18 protein-coding genes are annotated in these 17567 nt (G+C 69.5%); 4 read left to right on the forward strand and 14 right to left on the reverse strand.

The window, feature by feature from the left end:
- Positions 1-2 precede the first annotated feature (2 nt).
- Positions 3-1106 carry a glycine oxidase ThiO gene (gene thiO / locus D1793_RS15765; protein WP_119022990.1) on the reverse strand — a complete coding sequence of 368 codons (1104 nt, stop codon included), beginning with the start codon at positions 1104-1106 and terminating at the stop codon, positions 3-5.
- Positions 1107-1201: 95 nt separating this feature from the next.
- Between thiO and D1793_RS15770 the strand changes: the two genes are divergently transcribed.
- Entirely contained in the window at positions 1202-1795 is a 594-nt protein-coding gene (locus D1793_RS15770) for a GspH/FimT family pseudopilin (RefSeq protein ID WP_119022991.1), read from the forward strand.
- A gap of 3 nt (positions 1796-1798) precedes the next feature.
- Here the strand turns inward: D1793_RS15770 and D1793_RS15775 are convergent, their stop codons facing one another.
- The 11 genes from D1793_RS15775 to ffh all read right to left on the reverse strand — a co-directional run bounded on the left by D1793_RS15775 (position 1799) and on the right by ffh (position 12842).
- Positions 1799-2416: a YitT family protein gene (locus D1793_RS15775; RefSeq protein WP_119022992.1), complete on the reverse strand. Its 618-nt coding sequence runs from the start codon at positions 2414-2416 to the stop codon at positions 1799-1801.
- Between the two features lie 78 nt (positions 2417-2494).
- Positions 2495-4297 carry a DHH family phosphoesterase gene (locus tag D1793_RS15780; RefSeq protein WP_119022993.1) on the reverse strand — a complete coding sequence of 601 codons (1803 nt, stop codon included), beginning with the start codon at positions 4295-4297 and terminating at the stop codon, positions 2495-2497.
- A gap of 230 nt (positions 4298-4527) precedes the next feature.
- Positions 4528-5916, reverse strand: a complete 1389-nt coding sequence (gene thrC, locus D1793_RS15785; protein WP_119022994.1) for a threonine synthase — start codon at positions 5914-5916, stop codon at positions 4528-4530.
- A 3-nt stretch (positions 5917-5919) separates the two neighbouring features.
- Positions 5920-7236: a homoserine dehydrogenase gene (locus tag D1793_RS15790; protein WP_119022995.1), complete on the reverse strand. Its 1317-nt coding sequence runs from the start codon at positions 7234-7236 to the stop codon at positions 5920-5922.
- A gap of 163 nt (positions 7237-7399) precedes the next feature.
- Positions 7400-8152, reverse strand: coding sequence for a DsbC family protein (locus tag D1793_RS15795; protein WP_119022996.1), 753 nt, complete (start codon positions 8150-8152; stop codon positions 7400-7402).
- A gap of 3 nt (positions 8153-8155) precedes the next feature.
- Positions 8156-9055, reverse strand: a complete 900-nt coding sequence (gene xerD, locus D1793_RS15800) for a site-specific tyrosine recombinase XerD (RefSeq protein ID WP_119022997.1) — start codon at positions 9053-9055, stop codon at positions 8156-8158.
- 113 nt (positions 9056-9168) lie between these two features.
- A complete protein-coding gene (gene rplS / locus D1793_RS15805; RefSeq protein WP_110069983.1) occupies positions 9169-9525 on the reverse strand; it encodes a 50S ribosomal protein L19 in 357 nt (118 codons plus the stop codon).
- A 156-nt stretch (positions 9526-9681) separates the two neighbouring features.
- Complete coding sequence (gene trmD, locus D1793_RS15810) at positions 9682-10443, reverse strand: tRNA (guanosine(37)-N1)-methyltransferase TrmD (protein WP_119023722.1); 762 nt, start codon at positions 10441-10443, stop codon at positions 9682-9684.
- 29 nt (positions 10444-10472) lie between these two features.
- Positions 10473-11024, reverse strand: coding sequence for a ribosome maturation factor RimM (gene rimM / locus D1793_RS15815; protein ID WP_119022998.1), 552 nt, complete (start codon positions 11022-11024; stop codon positions 10473-10475).
- A gap of 37 nt (positions 11025-11061) precedes the next feature.
- Entirely contained in the window at positions 11062-11310 is a 249-nt protein-coding gene (gene rpsP / locus D1793_RS15820; protein WP_110069981.1) for a 30S ribosomal protein S16, read from the reverse strand.
- 122 nt (positions 11311-11432) lie between these two features.
- Positions 11433-12842: a signal recognition particle protein gene (ffh, locus tag D1793_RS15825; RefSeq protein ID WP_119022999.1), complete on the reverse strand. Its 1410-nt coding sequence runs from the start codon at positions 12840-12842 to the stop codon at positions 11433-11435.
- A 205-nt stretch (positions 12843-13047) separates the two neighbouring features.
- Here ffh and ccsA point away from each other — a divergent pair, with 205 nt between their 5' ends.
- Together ccsA and D1793_RS15835 are read left to right on the forward strand one after the other, a co-directional pair.
- Positions 13048-13848, forward strand: coding sequence for a cytochrome c biogenesis protein CcsA (gene ccsA, locus D1793_RS15830; RefSeq protein ID WP_119023000.1), 801 nt, complete (start codon positions 13048-13050; stop codon positions 13846-13848).
- 77 nt (positions 13849-13925) lie between these two features.
- Positions 13926-15197 carry an HlyC/CorC family transporter gene (locus tag D1793_RS15835; protein WP_119023001.1) on the forward strand — a complete coding sequence of 424 codons (1272 nt, stop codon included), beginning with the start codon at positions 13926-13928 and terminating at the stop codon, positions 15195-15197.
- 71 nt (positions 15198-15268) lie between these two features.
- Here D1793_RS15835 and D1793_RS15840 read toward each other — a convergent pair whose 3' ends face one another.
- Together D1793_RS15840 and D1793_RS15845 are read right to left on the reverse strand one after the other, a co-directional pair.
- The gene (locus D1793_RS15840) at positions 15269-15994 is read right to left on the reverse strand and encodes a 1-acyl-sn-glycerol-3-phosphate acyltransferase (RefSeq protein ID WP_119023002.1); all 726 of its coding nucleotides are present in this window, start codon (positions 15992-15994) and stop codon (positions 15269-15271) included.
- 2 nt (positions 15995-15996) lie between these two features.
- Positions 15997-16614 carry a TetR-like C-terminal domain-containing protein gene (locus D1793_RS15845; protein ID WP_119023003.1) on the reverse strand — a complete coding sequence of 206 codons (618 nt, stop codon included), beginning with the start codon at positions 16612-16614 and terminating at the stop codon, positions 15997-15999.
- A 222-nt stretch (positions 16615-16836) separates the two neighbouring features.
- On the opposite strand from D1793_RS15845, the gene D1793_RS15850 reads away from it, so the two are divergent.
- Entirely contained in the window at positions 16837-17511 is a 675-nt protein-coding gene (locus D1793_RS15850) for an SOS response-associated peptidase (protein ID WP_119023004.1), read from the forward strand.
- Positions 17512-17567 lie beyond the last annotated feature (56 nt).

Genomic DNA, 17567 nt, shown 5'->3' on the forward strand with positions numbered 1-17567 from the left:
GCTTAAGACGTCTCCCAGAGGCGCCCTTCCAGCGTATAGGGCGCCGGGTCGAGGATCGGTTCGCGGCCCAGCAGCCGATCCACCAGCAGCCGCGTCGAGGCCGGCGCCAGCACCAGGCCATTGCGGTAGTGGCCGGCATTGACGTGCAGGTTGTCGATGCCCGGCACCGCCCCGATGAAGGGCACCCCGTCCGGTGAGCCGGGGCGCAGTCCCGCCCAGTGGTGCTCCACCTCGCAGTCGGCCAGGGCCGGGATGATCGCCGTGGCGCTGGTCAGCAGCGATGCCCTCGCCTCGGCATCCGTCGTCTTGTCGAAGCCGCACTCCTCCAGGGTGGAGCCGGCCAGCACGCGACCGTCGGCGCGGGGAATCACGTAGCGGCCGTCCATCAGCACCACCCGCTGCACCAGCCCCGGCGGCGCCTTGAACAGGATCATCTGCCCCTTCACCGGACGCACCGGCAGGGCAACGCCCAGCGTCTCGAGCAGCCCCGCCGCCCAGGCCCCGCCGCACACCACCACCTGGCCGCCGGCCAGGTCGTCGCGGGTCGTCTTCACCGCCAGCACCCGGCCGCCGGCCACCTCGAACCCCGTCACCTCGACCTCCTCGCGCAGGGTGACCAGGGGCATCGCCGCCAGCCGCGTCCGCAGCGAGCGCACCAGCCGCGGGTTGCGGATGCTGCCCAGGGTCGGCATCCACAGCGCCTCCCGGAAGCCCGGCGCCGCCTGGGGCTCCCGGGCATAGAGGAAGTCGGCATCGACGCGCTCGAGCCGCTTGCCCTGCTCCCGGGCCCACTCAAGGGCGCGCGCCTCATCCTCCACCCGCAGGTAGAGCAGCCCCTTCTGGCGGTACTCCGGGTCGATGCCACTCTCCTCCCGCAGGCGCTCGGCCAGCTCGGGGTAGAAGCCCTCCGACCAGCGCGACAGCCGCGAGACCGCCGGGCCGTAGCGCCAGGGATAGAGCGGCGAGACGATGCCGCCCCCCGCCCAGGAGGCCTCCTGGCCGCAGCGGCGGCGCTCGACCAGGGTCACCGAGTGGCCCGCATCGGCCAGCTGCAGCGTGGTCATCATGCCGATGACCCCGCCCCCCACAATCAGGAATTCGCTCACAGTCATTGTCCGTTTTGTCTGACAGGGAGAACGCGTCGCTTGGCTAGGGTGAAGAGACTACCCACGGGTCAGGGAGTCCACTCCGGGAGGGCCACATGCGCCCCATCACGCCTCGCCACATCGTCCGCTACCCTGTCGAAGCCAGCGGCCACCAGGCAGGGCGCTCCGCGCCGCCCTGGCCCGCTCTCCACCAGCACGGCCTGACGCTGATCGAGCTGATCGTGGCCATCGCCGTGCTGCTCATTCTGTTCACCGCGGCGATTCCCCGCTATCAGCAGTTTACCGCCCGCAACGAGGTGGCCGCCGAGGTGATGCGCATCAAGACCGCCCTGGCGCTGGCCCGCAATACCGCGGTCACCCGGCGCCAGGTGATCGCCCTCTGCCCGGTCACCGGCCCGGAGGCCACCCACTGCGAGAAGCATGACTGGACGCTGCCCATCGCCATCCTCGACGGCCACGCCACCGCTGGCAACCTGGCCGACGTCGAGGTACTGCGGGTGCTCGAGCCCAGCCGCGGGCCGACCATCACCTTCAACCGCGACTACCCGGTGCGCTACCAGGCCACCGGCTGGAGCCGCGGCCACAACGGCACCTTCACCGTCTGCGGTCGCCACGGCGATGGCCGCAAGATCATCGTCAACAATATGGGGCGCGTCAGGGTCCCTGAAGATGATCGACCAGAATGCTGAGCCTCAGCTGACCCCCATATAGCGCCCGGGCTTGTGGTTGAGCGCGATGATCAGGTTGAGGGCCACGGCGCCCAGCACCGACAGGCCGACCCGCTCCAGGGGCAGCAGGGCGAGGGCCAGCAGCATGATGGCGCCATCGATGGCGAGCTGCACATAGCCGGCACGCCAGCCATGGCGGTCCTGCAGGTAGAGCACCAGGATATTGACCCCGCCGAGGCTGGCGCGATGGCGAAACAGCACCAGCATGCCCAGCCCGATCAGGCAGCCCCCCATCAGCGAGGCATAGAGCGGCGCCACCGCCTCGATCACGATCCAGCGTCCGGTCAGTTCGGAGAAGAGCGACACCAGGCCGATGGCGGCGAAGGTGCGCAGGGTGAAGGACCACCCCATGCGGCGGATGGCCAGCCAGTAGAACGGCAGGTTGATCAGGAAGAACCAGACCCCGAAGGACCAGCCGCTGGCGTACTGCAGCAGGAAGGCGATACCGGCGGTGCTGCCGGTGAGCAGCAGCGCCTGGCTGTAGAGGGTGACGCCCAGGGCCACGAAGAGGGTGCCGATCAGCAGCGCCAGGGCATCCTCGTAGTGGCGATGGGGGTCGGTGGGCTGTTCTTGCGGGTCCATGGCGCCTCTCTGGCGGCGGATGACGGAGGGGCAGTGTAGCGAAACGCTGACCGGGGGTGATTGATCCAGATCCCGGGATCAGCTCGGCGCGGCGTGCTCCACCATCAGCTGCAGGCTCTCGCGGCCTCGCCAGCGGTTGCGGTTGAGCTTGTAGGCGCAGCGCAGCCGATCCCCGACGCCGAAGGCGGGGATCTCGCCGGGGGTCAGGGCCCGGAACCAGATCGCCTTGAGGCTGACCGGCCCGGAGGAGAGCTCCAGCATCAGGTGGGTGCCATCGGCCCCCACCGGCCGCAGCGCCTCCGCCACGAAGTCGCCCTGGAACAGCGGCGCCTCGAACTCGCGGCCGTAGGGGCCCAGCGCCTGCAGCTCGTCCAGGGTCGCCAGGCTCAGCTGATCCGCCGCCAGCTCGCCATCGGTGAGGATCTTCGGGTAGAGCGCCGCGCCGCCCAGCTGCTCGCCCACCGCCTGCAGGAAGGCCGCCCTGAAGGCCTCGAGCCGGTCCACCGGCACGCCGACGCCGGCGGCGCCGCGGTGGCCCCCGAAGCGGGGCAGCGCCTCCGGGGCCAGCTCGTAGGTGCGCTGCAGGGCATCGCGCAGGTGCAGCCCCTCGATGGAGCGCCCGGAGCCGGTGAGCATGCCGGGGGCCGCCGCCGGGGTCAGCACCAGCGCCGGGCGCCCGTAGGCCTGCACCAGGCGGGACGCCACGATGCCCTGCACGCCGGGGTGGCCGCTCTCCAGAAAGACCACCACGGCGGGCTCGTCGGCGGCCAGCGCCGGCAGCGCCAGCGCCCTCGCCTCCTCGGCCATGTCGGCCTCGATCGCCTTGCGCGACTGGTTGTCCTGGTCGAGCACGTCGAGGTAGCGGCTTGCGACATGATCCTGCTCGGCGAGCATAAAGTGCAGCGCCGCATAGGGGTCGTCGAGCCGCGAGCGGGCGTTGATCCGCGGCCCCATCTGGAAGCCCAGGGTCTCGGCGTCGAAGGGCACGCTGTCGGCGCCCAGGCGCTCGGCCATGGCCCGCCAGCAGGCGGCCTCCATGCGGTTGATCAGGGCCAGCCCGTGGGTCACCACGGCGCGATTGGCGGGGCTGCCGCCCAGGGAGACGCAGTCCGCCACGGTGCCCAGCGCCACATAGGAGAGCCAGGGCGATAGCTTGGGCGTGGTTTCAGCAAGCACGCCCCACTCGATCAGCACGCCGCGGGCCAGCGACATCACCAGCCAGGCCACCATGCAGCCGGCGATGGTGGGGTCGGGGTAGGCGCAGTCCTCCCGGGTGGGGTTCACCACGGCGTGAGCCGAGGGCGGCGGCCCCTCCACCGGCAGGGCGTGGTGGTCGCTGACCACCACGTCGATGCCCGCCGCGGCGAGTCGCGCAATGCGCGGCTCATCGGAGCTTCCGCAGTCGGCGGTGATCACCAGGCTGGGGCGGGGCGAGAGGGCGAGGGTGCGCTCCACCAGCGGCAGGCTGATGCCGTAGCCGTCATGGATGCGGTGGCCGATCAGGCTGTGCAGCTTCGCCTCCGGCACGCCGAAGAGCTCCACCAGGGTGCGCCTTATCACCACGTGGGAGGTGATGCCGTCCACGTCGTAGTCGGTGAGGATGCCGATATGCTCGCCGTCGACCACCGCGCGGGCGATGCGCTCGGCGGCACGGCGGCCATCGGCGAGCCGGTCGGGGTGGGCCAGGTGGCGCAGGCTGGGCGCGACCAGGGGGCCGATCTCGCCCGTGAAGCCCGCCAGGCGCCCGGCGAGGATCCGCGCCTGGAGCTCGGTGAGCCCCTCGCGCTGGGCGCGGGCGTAGAGGGCAGCGTCCCGGGGCCGCGGCAGGATGCGCGGCCTCAGGCGCTCACTCAGTTCGATGGGATCGCTTGCGGCGTTCACGCCTGACTCCTGCAGATAGTGCTGGCAGTTAAGAGCGCAGAGGCAGCAGCCCGCTCGGGGCTGATCCGGCGACAGGCCTGTTCGGGGGCGCTGTGAATACTTCCCTGTACGCTACTTTTTCCTTCCCTGGAAAAAGACCCCCTCCAGACCTGTCCCCGGCGCCCTTCGCTGATGCTAAGGCCACCCCTGGTGACGGTGATGCGAGCTCGGATCAACTCCGCAAGGAAAAGCTAGCGGCGGTTGTCGACCACGAACTGCTGAACCGCGGAGAGCTCGGCGGGCAGCACGGTGTAGCGCTCCTCGCGCTCCAGCAGGTCGTCCATGTGCGGCGGCAGCGGCACGCCCGGGAAGCCCGCCTTGACCACCGCCTCGGCGAACTTGGCCGGGTGGGCGGTGGCCAGCGTCACCATCGGCACGCTCGCCTCGCCCCGCTCGCGCTCGGCGGCGCGGTAGCCGGTAGCGGTGTGGGGGTCGAGGATCTCCTGGGTGCGGTGGTGCGCCTCGCGAATCACCTCGAGGATGCTGGCGTCATCCACGCTGTGGCTGGCGAAGAGCTCGCGCAGCCGGGCCAGGGGCGCGTCCGCCAGGGCGGTCGGCTCGGCCTGGAAGCGCTCCAGCAGCGCCGCCACGGCGGCGCCGTCGCGACCGTAGGCCTCGAACAGCAGGCGCTCGAAGTTGGACGACACCACGATGTCCATGGAGGGCGCCAGGGTCGCCTTGAGCTCCTGCTTGGAGAAGTCGTTGGCGGCCAGGGTGCGGTGCAGGATGTCGTTGGCGTTGGTGGCGATCACGAAGCGCTCCACCGGCAGGCCCATGCGGTAGGCCATGTAGCCGGCGAAGACATTGCCGAAGTTGGCCGAGGGGACGCAGAAGCTCACCTTGCGGTGCGGCGCGCCCAGCGCCACCGCGGAGGCCACGTAGTAGACGATCTGGGCCATGATGCGCGCCCAGTTGATGGAGTTCACCGCCACCAGCCGGGTGCCGTTCAGGAAGGACTGGTCGGCGAAGCTCGCCTTGACCATGGCCTGGGCGTCGTCGAAGTTGCCCTCGATGGCGACGTTGAAGACATTGTCGGCCAGCACCGAGGTCATCTGGCGGCGCTGCACCTCCGAGACCCGCTGGTAGGGGTGGAGGATGAAGATGTCGAGGTTGTCGCAGTGGCGACAGCCCTCGATGGCCGCGGAGCCGGTATCGCCGGAGGTGGCGCCCATGATCACCGCACGCTCGCCGCGCTTCTTCAGGAAGTGGTCGAGCAGCCGGCCGAGCAGCTGCAGGGCCACGTCCTTGAAGGCCAGGGTCGGACCGTGGAAGAGCTCGAGCAGGAAGTGGTTGGCGTCGAGCTGGTTCAGCGGCACCACGGCGTCGTGGCTGAAGGTGGCATAGGCCTCGGTGACGATGGTGCGGAAGGTCTCGTCATCGATCTCGCCGTTGACGTAGGGCTGCATCACCCGGAAGGCGATCTCGGCGTACGACAGGCCCGCCATGGCGGCCAGGTCGTCGTGGGAGAGCTGAGGCACGGTCTCCGGCACGTAGAGGCCGCCGTCGCTGGCCATGCCGGTGAGCACGACCTCCTCGAAGGAGAGCGCGGGCGCCTGCCCGCGGGTGCTGATGTAGCGCATGAGTTATTCCTGCTCGTCCAGTGATTCCACGCGGATCCGGGTCACCGGTCCGGCGATATCGGCCATGGCCTCGATCTGGCGGATCGCCTCGTTCATCTGCTTCTCGATCGTGCGGTGGGTCATCAGGATGATCGGCACCAGCTCGCCCTCGGTCGCCTCCTTCTGGATCAGCGCCTCGATGGAGATGCCCTGCTCGGCGAGGATGGTGGCCACCCGGGCCAGCACGCCGGGGCGGTCCACCGCCAGCAGCCGCAGGTAGTAGGCGGAGATGATCTCCTCCATGGGCATGATCGGCAGCTGGCTGACGTCCTCGCTGATGCCGCTGAAGGCCAGGTAGGGCACCCGATAGTGGTGGTCGGTGGCGATATCGCGGGCCACGTCGAGGATGTCGGCCACCACCGAGGAGGCGGTGGGCTCGGCGCCGGCGCCGGCGCCGTAGTAGAGGGTCGGGCCCACGGCATCGCCCATCACGGCGATGGCATTCTTGACGCCGTGCACATTGGCCAGCAGCCGCTCCTTGGGGATCAGCGTCGGGTGCACGCGCAGCTCCAGGCCCTGGTCGGTGCGCTTGGAGATGCCCAGGTGCTTGATCACGTAGCCCAGGTTGTCGGCCTGCTCCACGTCCTCGGCGGTGACCCGGGAGATGCCCTCGGTGAAGGCCTTCTCGAACTGCAGGGGCACTCCGTAGGCGATGGAGGCGAGGATGGTGAGCTTGTGGGCGGCGTCGATGCCCTCGACGTCGAAGGTGGGGTCGGCTTCCGCGTAGCCCAGCGCCTGGGCCTCGGCCAGCACGTCCTCGAAGGCGCGGCCCTCGTCGCGCATATGGGTGAGGATATAGTTGCCGGTGCCGTTGATGATGCCGGCCACCCACTCGATGCGGTTGGCGCCGAGGCCCTCGCGCAGCGACTTGATCACCGGGATGCCGCCGGCCACGGCGGCCTCGAAGGCCACGATCACGCCCTTGCGGTGGGCGGCCTCGAAGATCTCGTTGCCGTGCACCGCGATCAGCGCCTTGTTGGCGGTGACCACGTGCTTGCCGTGCTCGATGGCGGTGAGCACCAGATCCCGGGCCACGTCATAGCCGCCGATCAGCTCCACCAGCACATCCACGTCGGGGTTGGTGGCCACCTCGAAGACATCGGCAGTGGTCTGGATGCCGGTGAGGTCGCACTCGGGGTTGGGAGTACGGTAGGCCACCTGCTCGATCACGATCGGGCGGCCCGCACGCCGCGCAATGTCGTCGGCGTTGCGCGTCAATACGTTGAAGGTACCGCCGCCGACGGTACCCAGCCCACAGATTCCTACTCTCACCGGTTTCAATGTCTCGCTCCTGCTCGGATGATTCTTTGTGGTCCGGCCACCTGGCCTGGCGCTGTGGCCAGGCCAGGTGGCCGGACGCTGTGTCTCAGCGGGTGCGGCCTGCCCCGAGGCAGGCCGCTGCACCGGCTCGAGCCGGTGTCTGTCGTTTAATGGATCGCGGGGCTCAGCCCTCGATGCCGAGCATGGCGGCCAGGCGCTCCGCCGGCACGTAGCCGGGGACCAGACGGCCATCGGGCAGCACGATGGCCGGGGTGCCCTGGACGCCGAGCTCCAGGCCCAGATGATACTGCGCCTCGACCGGATTGTCGCAGCTGGCGGCCCCGGAAAGCGACTCCTGCCGCTTGGCGGTGCTCATCGCCTCGCTGGGATTGGCGTCACACCAGATCTGCTGCAGGGTGCGGGCACCCTGGGCATTCATGCCGGTGCGCGGGAAGGCCAGGTAGTGCACCTCGATGCCCAGCTCGTTGAGCCGCGGCACCTCCTCGTGGAGCTGCCGGCAGTAGGGGCAGGTGGTGTCGGTGAAGACCACCACCTCGGCACGGCTCTCACCGGCGCCGCGGAAGATCACCCGCTCGGCCTCCGGCACCTCGGCCAGGCGCGCGGCGCGCTCGCCGTTGCGGCCCTGCTCGGTCAGGTTGACCAGCCCCTGCGCGCCGTTCTCGTAGAGGTCGCCGACCAGGAAGTGGCGCCCCTCGGCGTCGCTGTAGAAGCGCTCGCCGGTCTCCAGGCGTACCTCGAAGAAGCCGGCCACGGGGGTCTCGCTGACGCTCTGCACCGGCATCGGCTGGCCGTTGACCGCCAGGCGCTCGGCCAGCCGTTCGGCCTGGCCCTGTGGAGCGTCGGCCTGAGCCAGCAGGGAAACGCCGAGGGTGGTGGCCAGCAGGCCGCCAAGCAGGGTCCGGAAAGGGATATTCATCGTTCAGCCTCTGGGATGATGGTCGGCGTGCAGGCGCTCCAGGCGCGCCTGCGCCACATGGGTATAGATCTGCGTGGTCGAGAGATCGCTGTGACCCAGCAGCAGCTGTACGACACGCAGGTTGGCCCCATGATTCAACAGATGGGTGGCAAAGGCATGGCGCAGGGTGTGGGGCGACAGCGGTCGCTCGATACCTGCGCTGCGCGCGTGGGCCTTGATCCGGTACCAGAAGGCCTGGCGGGTCATGGCACGATCATCCCGACCCGGGAAGAGCGCCGGACGAGTGACGTCGCGCATCAGGCCGCCACGCCCCGCACGCAGGTAGCGTGACAGCCACTCTACCGCCTCCTCGCCCAGCGGCACCAGCCGGTCCTTGTCGCCCTTGCCGCGCACCCGCACCACCCCCTGGCGCAGGTTGACCGCATCGGTGGTCAGGCCGACCAGCTCGGAGACCCGCAGCCCCGCGCCGTAGAGCACCTCCAGCATGGCCCGGTCGCGCAGCCCCAGGTCGGTGGCGATATCGGGGGCGGCGATCAGCCGCTCCACTTCGGCCTCCTCCAGGGTGTCCGGCAGGGCCGGCCGCACCCGTGGCAGGCGCACCTCCGCCAGCGGGTCGCCCTCGACGAGCCCGGATTCCAGGGCCCAGCGGTAGAAACGCCGCAGGCTCGAGAGCAGCCGGGCGTTGCTGGTCAGGCGATAGCCCGCCTCGCGGCGCTCATCGAGCCAGCCAGGCAGCGCCTCCGGGGCCGGCGCCAGCAGCGCCTCGCCCCGGGCGTCGAGACGCCCTGCCCAGGCCGAGAGGTCGCGGCGGTAGGCCGCCAGGGTATGCTCGCTCACGCCCTGCTCGAGCCACAGGGCGTCGAGGAAGGCATCGATGCGGGAAGCGTTGTCGGGCGAGGGCATGGCGCGTCAGGAAGGCGTGGCCCAGATGGCACGAGACCCCGCCCCGCGGGTGCGGTGACGGGGTCTCGCGGGGCCGGGCAACGCCCGACCCACCAGCGGCCGAGGCGGCAGCCTCAGGCCAGCTTTTCCTTGATGCGGGCAGACTTGCCGCTGCGCTCGCGGAGGTAGTACAGCTTGGCCTGGCGCACGTCGCCGCGACGCTTGACGCTGATGGAGTCGACCAGCGGGCTGTAGGTCTGGAAGGTACGCTCGACGCCGACGCCGTGGGAGATCTTGCGCACGGTGAAGGCGGAGTTGAGGCCGCGGTTACGCTTGCCGATCACCACGCCTTCGAAGGCCTGGAGACGCTCGCGGGTGCCTTCCTTGACCTTGACCTGGACGACGACGGTGTCGCCGGGGGCAAAGGCCGGGATTTCCTTGCTCATCTGCTCGGTTTCGAGCGCCTGGATCACCTTGTTCTTGCTGCTCATGACAACTAACTCCTTGATAACCTGATTCATCAGTCGGCTTGGAGTGCCGATGAATCGTGATCCCGGCGCCCGAGCGAGCTCGAGAGCGCGGGAGATGATGGGTGACACGGGTCCACGGCCTCGGGGGCTTGTCGTGTCCCGCACCTCCGCCCTGTCCTAGCGGGTCGACAGGGCGTGTTCCTCGATGAACTCGGCGAGCAGCTCGCGCTGCTCCCGGTCCAGCGTCCTGCCCTCGAGCAGGTCGGGGCGACGCTGCCAGGTGCGCCCCAGGGACTGCTTCAACCGCCAGCGCCGGATGGCACCATGGTTGCCGCTGAGCAGGACCTCCGGCACGCAGCGCCCGTCGATCTCCTCGGGGCGGGTGTAGTGCGGACAGTCCAGCAGCCCGTCGTTGAAGGAGTCCTCGACCGCGGAGTCCTGATGGCCCAGCACCCCGGGCACCAGCCTCGCCGCGGCGTCGATCAGCACCATCGCCGGCAGCTCGCCGCCGCTCAGCACGTAGTCACCGATCGACCACTCCTCATCGATATCCGCTTCCACCACGCGCTCATCGATGCCTTCATAGCGTCCGGCCACCACCACCAGGGGGGGACCCGACGCCAGTTCCTGCACGCCGACCTGGTCGAGCCGTCGCCCCTGGGGCGACAGGTAGACCACCTTCGGGCGCTGCCCGGTGGCCCGCTCGGCCCGCTCGCGAGCGGCGAAGATGGCCGCGCGCAGGGTATCGACCTTCATCAACATCCCGGGGCCGCCGCCGTAGGGGCGGTCATCCACGGTGCGATGGCGGTCGGTGGCGAAGTCGCGAGGGTTCCAGAACTCCAGCGCGATGCGCCCCTTCTCCACCGCTCGCCCGGTGACGCCGTGGCGGGTAATCGCCTCGAACATCTCCGGGAACAGCGAGACGACACCGATCCACATCGCCGCCTGCTCGGGGGAGCCCTCGGCCATCAGAAATCGGGATCCCACTCGACGGTCATCACCCCACCCTCGAGATCCACCTCGAGGATCACCTGCTCGGGCAGGTAGGGCAGCAGCCGCTCTCCACCGTCGACGGCCTCGGGGTCCAGCGCACCCTTCACGACCATGACGTCGTTGGCGCCGGTCTCGAAGAGGTGGTCGATGCGACCCAGCACGACACCCTCGCGGGTCACGACCCGCAGGCCCTCGAGCTGGTGCCAGTAGAGTTCACCGGTGTCGAGGTCGGGAAGCTCGGCCTTGGGCAGCAGGATCTCCGCCCCGGCCAGCGCCTCGGCGCCCTCGCGGGTATCACACCCCTCGAGCAGCGCGACCAGGCCCTTACCGTGACGACGCCCCTGTACCAGGCGCCGGCGCTCCAGACGCTCGCCACACCGCAACACCCACTCGGGGTAGTCGAGCACGCCCTCCATGGGGCTGGTGTACGAGTACACCTTGAGCCAGCCCTTGACACCATAGGGGCTGGTCAGCTTGCCCAGCACCACATGATCGTCAGCGGGCTGCACGGTAGCGTGTTCGCTCATCGACGACCTCGTGATCACTGACAACAGCAAGTCAGGCTCAGGCCTGCTTGCGGGCTTCCTTGACCAGCTCGGCGACGCGGTCGGAGAGCATGGCGCCCTGGCTCTGCCAGTGAGCGACGCGCTCGAGGTCGACGCGCAGGCGCTCTTCCTGACCGCGGGCGATCGGGTTGAAGAAGCCCAGACGCTCGATGAAGCGGCCGTCGCGGGAGTTGCGGGAATCGGTAACGGTCAGGTGGTAGAAGGGACGCTTCTTGGCGCCACCACGAGCCAGACGAATGGTAACCATGGCCTAGTCAGTCCTTCGGTTGAGTTGAATTCGGTCACAACAATGACCGCGACATCGCGGTCCTGCCAGTGAAGAGGCAGCATTCTACGGAAAACAGCCCCGCTTGGGAACCTTTTTCGGGCCTACCGCCAGGGCATCCCGCCGGGGCCGCCCATTCCGCCCATGCCACCGGGACCACCGGGGCCGCCGCCGCCCATCATCCCGGACATGCCGCGCATCATCTTCTGCATGCCGCCCTTCTTGCCCGCCTTCTTCATCATCTTCTGCATCTGCTTGTGCTGCTTGAGCAGGCGGTTGAGGTCGGGCACCTGCAGGCCGGCGCCGGCGGCGATGCGCCGCTTGCGCGAGCCGTTGATGATCTCGGGGCGGCGGCGCTCCTGGGGCGTCATGGAGTTGATCAACGCCTCGAGCTTGCCCAGCTCCTTCTCCGGGCCGGGGCCCTGGGCCAGCTCGGCCATCTGGCCCATGCCGGGCAGCTTGCCAAGCAGGCCGCCCATGCCGCCCATCTTCTTGAGCTGCTGGAGCTGGTCGCGGAAGTCCTCGAGGTCGAAGCCCTCGCCCTTCTTGACCTTCTTCGCCAGCTGCTCCGCCTTCTTCTTGTCGACGGTGCGCTCGGCCTCCTCGATCAGCGACAGCATGTCGCCCATGCCGAGGATCCGCGAGGCGATGCGATCCGGGTGGAAGGGCTCCAGGGCGTCGACCTTCTCGCCCACGCCCATGAACTTGATCGGCTTGCCGGTGATGTGGCGCACCGACAGCGCCGCGCCGCCGCGGGCGTCGCCGTCCGCCTTGGTGAGGATCACCCCGGTCAGCGGCAGCGCCTCGTGGAAGGCCTTGGCGGTGTTGGCGGCATCCTGGCCGGTCATGGCGTCGACGACGAACAGCGTCTCCTGGGGCGCCACCGCCTTATGCAGCGCCTGGATCTCGGCCATCATCGCCTCGTCGATGGCCAGGCGGCCGGCGGTATCGACGAGCAGCACGTCGTGGAACTGGATCTTGGCGTGCTTGATCGCCGCCTCGGCGATATCGACCGGCTTCTGGTCGGAGCGCGACGGGAAGAAGTCGACGCCGACCTCCCTGGCCAGGGTCTCGAGCTGGTCGATGGCCGCCGGACGGTAGACGTCCGCCGACACCACCAGCACCTTCTTCTTCTCGCGCTCCTTCAGGTAGCACGCCAGCTTGGCCACGGAGGTGGTCTTGCCCGCGCCCTGCAGGCCGGCCATCAGCACCACCGCGGGCGAGCCCTTGAGGGTCAGCCCCTCGTTGGCCTCGCCCATGGTCGCCTCGAGCTCCTGCTGGACGATCTTGACGAACTGCTGGCCCGGCGAGAGGCTCTTGGAGACCTCCTGCCCCACCGCGCGCTCGCGTACCCGCTCGATGAAGTCCTTGACCACCGGCAGGGCGACATCGGCCTCGAGGAGCGCCCGGCGCACCTCGCGCAGGGTCTCCTTGATGTTCTCCTCGGTCAGGCGCGCCTGACCCTTGATCGACTTCAGCGTCTGCGACAGACGCTCGCTGAGATTCTGAAACATTGGCCTCTCCAGAGACGACGGCCCGAAAGTGGCGCCGATTATACGCGCTGTGGCCGGCAGTCTCCATGCGCGCGCCATCCGCCGCGGACCCTGGCGGCAGGGTGACGCACCCGCCACGCTGTGCGCTGCCCGAGGGATTGGTTATAGTAGCCCTCGCCATTAACGCTCACGTCATTCATTTCCACCGGCGCACGGAACGCAATCGATGCAGGCGCTCTCCCTGGCCTTCCTGGCCTTCCTTCTCTACCTGGCGGCCGCCTCCTGGCAGGGCATGGTCCTGCTGCGCCGGGCCTCTCCGCAGCCGCTGCTGGTGCGCGGCATGGCGTTGCTCGGGCTGCTCAGCCACCTGCCGTTGGCCATCGGCCTGTTCGGCCACGGCGCGCCCGTGCTGCCCGGCCTCTCCACCAGCGTGATCCTGATCAGCGCCGGGGTGGTCGCGGTGCTGCTGCTGGTCAGCCTGTTCAAGCCGATCCTCAACGCCGCGGTGGGCATCCTGCCGCTGGCCGGCCTGGCGCTGCTGCTGGCCGCGGGGCTGCCGAGCCCCGAGCGCGTCGAAGGGCTGACGCCGGGCATCGCCCTGCATGCCCTGAGCTCGCTGCTGGCCTTCGCCGTGCTGGCCATCGCCGCCGTGCAGGCGGTGCTGCTGGGCCTGCAGAACCGCGCCCTGCGCCAGCACCATATCCGCGGACTGGTCCAGGCACTGCCGCCGCTGACCACCATGGAGCGCGTGCTCTTCGAGCTGATCTGGGGAGGCCTTGGGCTGCTGACGCTGTCGATCCTCAGCGGCTTCCTGTTCCTCGACAGCATGTTCGCCCAGCACCTGGCCCACAAGACGATCCTGTCGCTGGCCGCCTGGGTGATCTTCTCGGTGCTGCTGTTCAGCCACTACCGGCTGGGCTGGCGCGGCATGCGGGCGGTGCGCTGGACCCTGGGCGGATACGGCGTGCTGCTGGTCGCCTATTTCGGCAGCAAGTTCGTCCTGGAGGTGCTGCTGGGCCGGGGCTGAGGCCGCTCCCGGCACCTTGACAGCGCGCGCGCCCGTCCCGTCAAATCGGGCCTGACACGCAACGAGGACCCTTCGACTTGAGCGACGACTTCCCGCTGGGATTGCTGTTCGGCCTGCTGTTCCTGCTCATCTGTCTCTCCGCCTTCTTCTCCAGCTCCGAGACCGGCATGATGTCGATCAACCGCTACCGGTTGAGCCATCAGGCCAACAGTGGCGACTCTCGGGCCAGGCGCGTGGTGCGGCTGCTCGCCAGGCCCGACCGCCTGATCGGGGTGATCCTGATCGGCAACAACTTCGTCAACAACCTGGCGGCCTCCATCGCCACCATCATCGCCATCCACTTCTTCGGCGAGGTCACCGGCCCCGCCGTGGCCACCGCGCTGCTGACCATCACCGTGCTGATCTTCGCCGAGGTCACCCCCAAGACCTACGCGGCGGTGAAGCCCGAGCGCATCGCCTTCCCCGCCTCCCGCGTGCTGGAGCCGCTGCTCAGGCTGCTCTATCCGCTGGTCTGGCTGGTCAACGTCATCTCCAACGGGCTGCTGAAGCTGCTCGGCGTAAGGAGCATCGAGGGGGGCGGCGACCACCTGACCCGGGACGAGCTGCGCACCGTGGTCCATGAGGCCGGCACCCTGATTCCCCAGCGCCACCAGGCGATGCTGCTGTCGATTCTCGATCTCGAGAGCGTCACCGTGAACGACATCATGGTGCCGCGCCATGAGGTGGTGGGCATCGATCTGGACGACGACCTGGAGGAGATTCTGACCCAGGTCCGCACCAGCCAGCACACCCGGGTGCCGGTCTACAAGGGCGACATCAACAACATCATCGGCATGCTCCACCTGCGCAACGCGGCACGCTTCCTGTCACGCGACGAGGTGACCAAGGCGGCCATCGTCCAGGAGGCCCGAGAGCCCTACTTCATCCCCGAATCGACCCCGCTGCACACCCAGCTGCTCAACTTCCAGAAGCAGAAGCGGCGCATCGGCATCGTGGTGGACGAATATGGCGACGTGGAGGGGCTGGTGACGCTGGAGGACATCCTCGAGGAGATCGTCGGCGAGTTCACCACCGACGTGGCGGGCATGGAGCAGGAGATCCACCGTCAGGAGGATGGCAGCCAGCTCATCGACGGCACCGCCAACATTCGCGATATCAACAAGGCGCTGGGCTGGCACCTGCCGACCGACGGGCCCAAGACCCTCAACGGCCTGATCCTCGAGCACCTGGAGGCCTTTCCCGACGGCCCCGCCTGCCTGCAGGTGGGCAGCGTGCGCATGGAGATCCTCGAGGTGCGCGACAACCTGATCACCGCCGCGCGCTGCTGGCAGGCCCCGCGCCGCCGCTGAGGGCGGCCCGGGAGCGGCGTCACTCCAGGACCTCGACGCCCGCGGGCAGCACCGGACGGCCGGTCTCGGCATCACTCCAGGGCTTCGACGCCCGCGGGCAGCGCCCGCTGGTCGGCCTCGGCCTTGAGCTCCCTCACCCGCCGCTCCAGCACCGCCCGGGTGGCCCGTCCGGGGGCAAGCGGCTCGCCGAAATGGAGCGCCACCCGCGCCCGGAAGCGCCGCGGGCGGCCACTCAGGGCCGGGCCGTCGGCATGGGAGGTCCAGGAGCCCCACAGGCCCGAGAGCCCCGCCGGCACCACCGGCACCGGGTCACGGGCCAGGATCAGCTCCAGGCCGCGCCGGAAGGCGTGGATCTCGCCGTCCGGCGTCAGGCGCCCCTCGGGGAAGAGCATCACCACCTCGCCATCGCGCAGCGCCCGGCTCACCTGCTGGAGGGCGCGCCGCACGTTGCCCGGATCATGGCGCTCCGACTCCACGGGAATCGCCCCCACCAGGCGAAACAGCCAGTTGAGCCAGGGCGAGTCGTAGATCGGCTTGTCCATCAGGAAGCGCAGCGGGCGCCGGCTGGCGCCGCCGATGACCAGGGCGTCCATGAAGCTGACGTGGTTGCAGACCACCAGGGCCGCCCCGCGGTCGGGAATATGGGCCGTGCCACTCAGTCGCAGCCGGTAGATGAGGCGCACCGCCAGGTAGACCAGCCAACGCACCAGGGGCCTGGGACGGCGGACGACCCGCCAGGCCAGCAGCGCCCCCAGGCCGACCAGCACTCCCCACCCCAAGGCCTCCCAACCCGTCATGCTCACGTCCCGGTCGACCTCGCCTTGAGCCCGGCCAGGATGGTACAGAGCAACTGGTCGAGCAGCTCGCCCACCTCGAGCTGCTGGCCCTGCCAGTAGCCCAGGCGTTCGTTGAGCCCGAGCAGCACCAGGCCGTGGACGCTGCCCCACAGGGTGCGCCCCAGGCGACGCGCCTCCAGGTCATCCAGGGCCGGCTGGTACTCCTTGAGGGTCGCCTCCACGCGCAGGAAGAGCCCCTCGATCATGTCGCTCTGCCGCTGGTCCAGCTCGCCCTCCTGGGCCAGGGGATAGTCGAACAGCAGCTGCCAGCGGTAGGCATCGCGCTGGGCGAACTGCCAGTAGGCCCGCGCCAGGGCGGTGAGCCGCTGTTCCGGCGCGGCCTGACTGCTCAGCGGCTCGATCACCTCGCGCAGGTGGGCCAGGGTCTCGATGTTGACGTGCTGGAGCAGGTTGTTGAAGCTGCCGTAGAGCTTGAGCAGGGTGCTCGGGGCGCAGCCCACCTCCCGGGCCAGGGCGCGCAGGGAGAGGGTATGCACCGGATTCTCCTGCAGCCAGGCATCGCAAGCCGCCATGACCTGGGCATGGAGCGCCTCGGGAGCATGCTGTCTGGGACGGGCCATCGTTTCCTCGCGAGCCTCGAGCGGGCGGTTGCGTAAGCTGGAGCGCGGCGACGTCGACGCGCTCCGGAACCCAAGGATAGCGCAGTTCGAACACTGTTTTCGATAGCTATGCCCTCCCCGCCCCGATTTCCCCTCTCCGCCGCGGTCACCGAGCCGGCCTCGCCCTTTCTTCCGGCCCGCCCCTTGGTTACCCTGAGCGACCCCATCTCCTGCGGAGCGCCCATGGCCGGACGACTGCATATCGCCCCCCTCGACCTCGCGCGCCTGCTGCCGGGACTGATCGTCGACGCCCCCCTGGTGACCAGCCCCAACCTGGCGCCGAGACGCATGCTCTCGGCCATTCGCCTCGAGGCCGGCGTGCCGCGCTTGGGCCGACTCTTCTGGGGCCTGACGCCCCCCTGGCTCGAGGTGCTGGACCATGCTCCCCACTGCGCCCGGGCCGAGTCCCTGGAGGAGCGCCCCATGTTCCGCGAGGCCTTCCAGGCGAGGCGCTGCCTGGTCCCGGCCAGCGGCGTCTACGTCTGGAAGGCGCAGCCGCGCTTCAAGCAGCCCTTCCTGGTGACCCGGGTCGACCGCGGACCGCTGCTGCTGGCCGGACTCTGGTGCCGCTTCCACACCAGCCTGGCCCAGCACACCGACTCCCTGGCGCTGATCACGGTGCCCACCGGCCCGCTGCTGGCCCCGCTCACCGACCGCCTCCCGGCGGTGATCGCCCCCGGGGGCGCGCGCCGCTGGCTCGACCCCGAGACGCCGCCGGAGGCGGCCCGGGCCATGCTCGTCCCCGCCCCGCGGGAACTGTTGGGCGCTTTCCCGGTATCAAGACGAGTGAACAGCCCCGCGCATCAGGATGCCGCCTGCGCCCACCCGGTCGGCCCCATGCTGCGCCAGCCCGACTGAGGCCCCGATGCCGCGAACCGCGATGCGCCGAGCCACGATGCCCAGATCCACAGGAG

Source organism: Halomonas sp. JS92-SW72, assembly GCF_003547075.1.
GTDB lineage: Bacteria > Pseudomonadota > Gammaproteobacteria > Pseudomonadales > Halomonadaceae > Halomonas > Halomonas alkalicola.

Excerpts from the sequence above, each read along its gene's own strand:
- D1793_RS15770 (WP_119022991.1), top strand. The coding sequence starts at position 1,202 with ATGCGCCCCATCACGCCTCGCCACATCGTCCGCTACCCTGTCGAAGCC.
- D1793_RS15775 (WP_119022992.1), bottom strand. The coding sequence starts at position 2,416 with ATGGACCCGCAAGAACAGCCCACCGACCCCCATCGCCACTACGAGGAT.
- thrC (WP_119022994.1), bottom strand. The coding sequence starts at position 5,916 with ATGCGCTACATCAGCACCCGCGGGCAGGCGCCCGCGCTCTCCTTCGAG.
- D1793_RS15795 (WP_119022996.1), bottom strand. The coding sequence starts at position 8,152 with ATGAATATCCCTTTCCGGACCCTGCTTGGCGGCCTGCTGGCCACCACC.
- xerD (WP_119022997.1), bottom strand. The coding sequence starts at position 9,055 with ATGCCCTCGCCCGACAACGCTTCCCGCATCGATGCCTTCCTCGACGCC.
- rplS (WP_110069983.1), bottom strand. The coding sequence starts at position 9,525 with ATGAGCAGCAAGAACAAGGTGATCCAGGCGCTCGAAACCGAGCAGATG.
- trmD (WP_119023722.1), bottom strand. The coding sequence starts at position 10,443 with ATGTGGATCGGTGTCGTCTCGCTGTTCCCGGAGATGTTCGAGGCGATT.
- rimM (WP_119022998.1), bottom strand. The coding sequence starts at position 11,024 with ATGAGCGAACACGCTACCGTGCAGCCCGCTGACGATCATGTGGTGCTG.
- rpsP (WP_110069981.1), bottom strand. The coding sequence starts at position 11,310 with ATGGTTACCATTCGTCTGGCTCGTGGTGGCGCCAAGAAGCGTCCCTTC.
- ffh (WP_119022999.1), bottom strand. The coding sequence starts at position 12,842 with ATGTTTCAGAATCTCAGCGAGCGTCTGTCGCAGACGCTGAAGTCGATC.
- ccsA (WP_119023000.1), top strand. The coding sequence starts at position 13,048 with ATGCAGGCGCTCTCCCTGGCCTTCCTGGCCTTCCTTCTCTACCTGGCG.
- D1793_RS15840 (WP_119023002.1), bottom strand. The coding sequence starts at position 15,994 with ATGACGGGTTGGGAGGCCTTGGGGTGGGGAGTGCTGGTCGGCCTGGGG.
- D1793_RS15845 (WP_119023003.1), bottom strand. The coding sequence starts at position 16,614 with ATGGCCCGTCCCAGACAGCATGCTCCCGAGGCGCTCCATGCCCAGGTC.
- D1793_RS15850 (WP_119023004.1), top strand. The coding sequence starts at position 16,837 with ATGGCCGGACGACTGCATATCGCCCCCCTCGACCTCGCGCGCCTGCTG.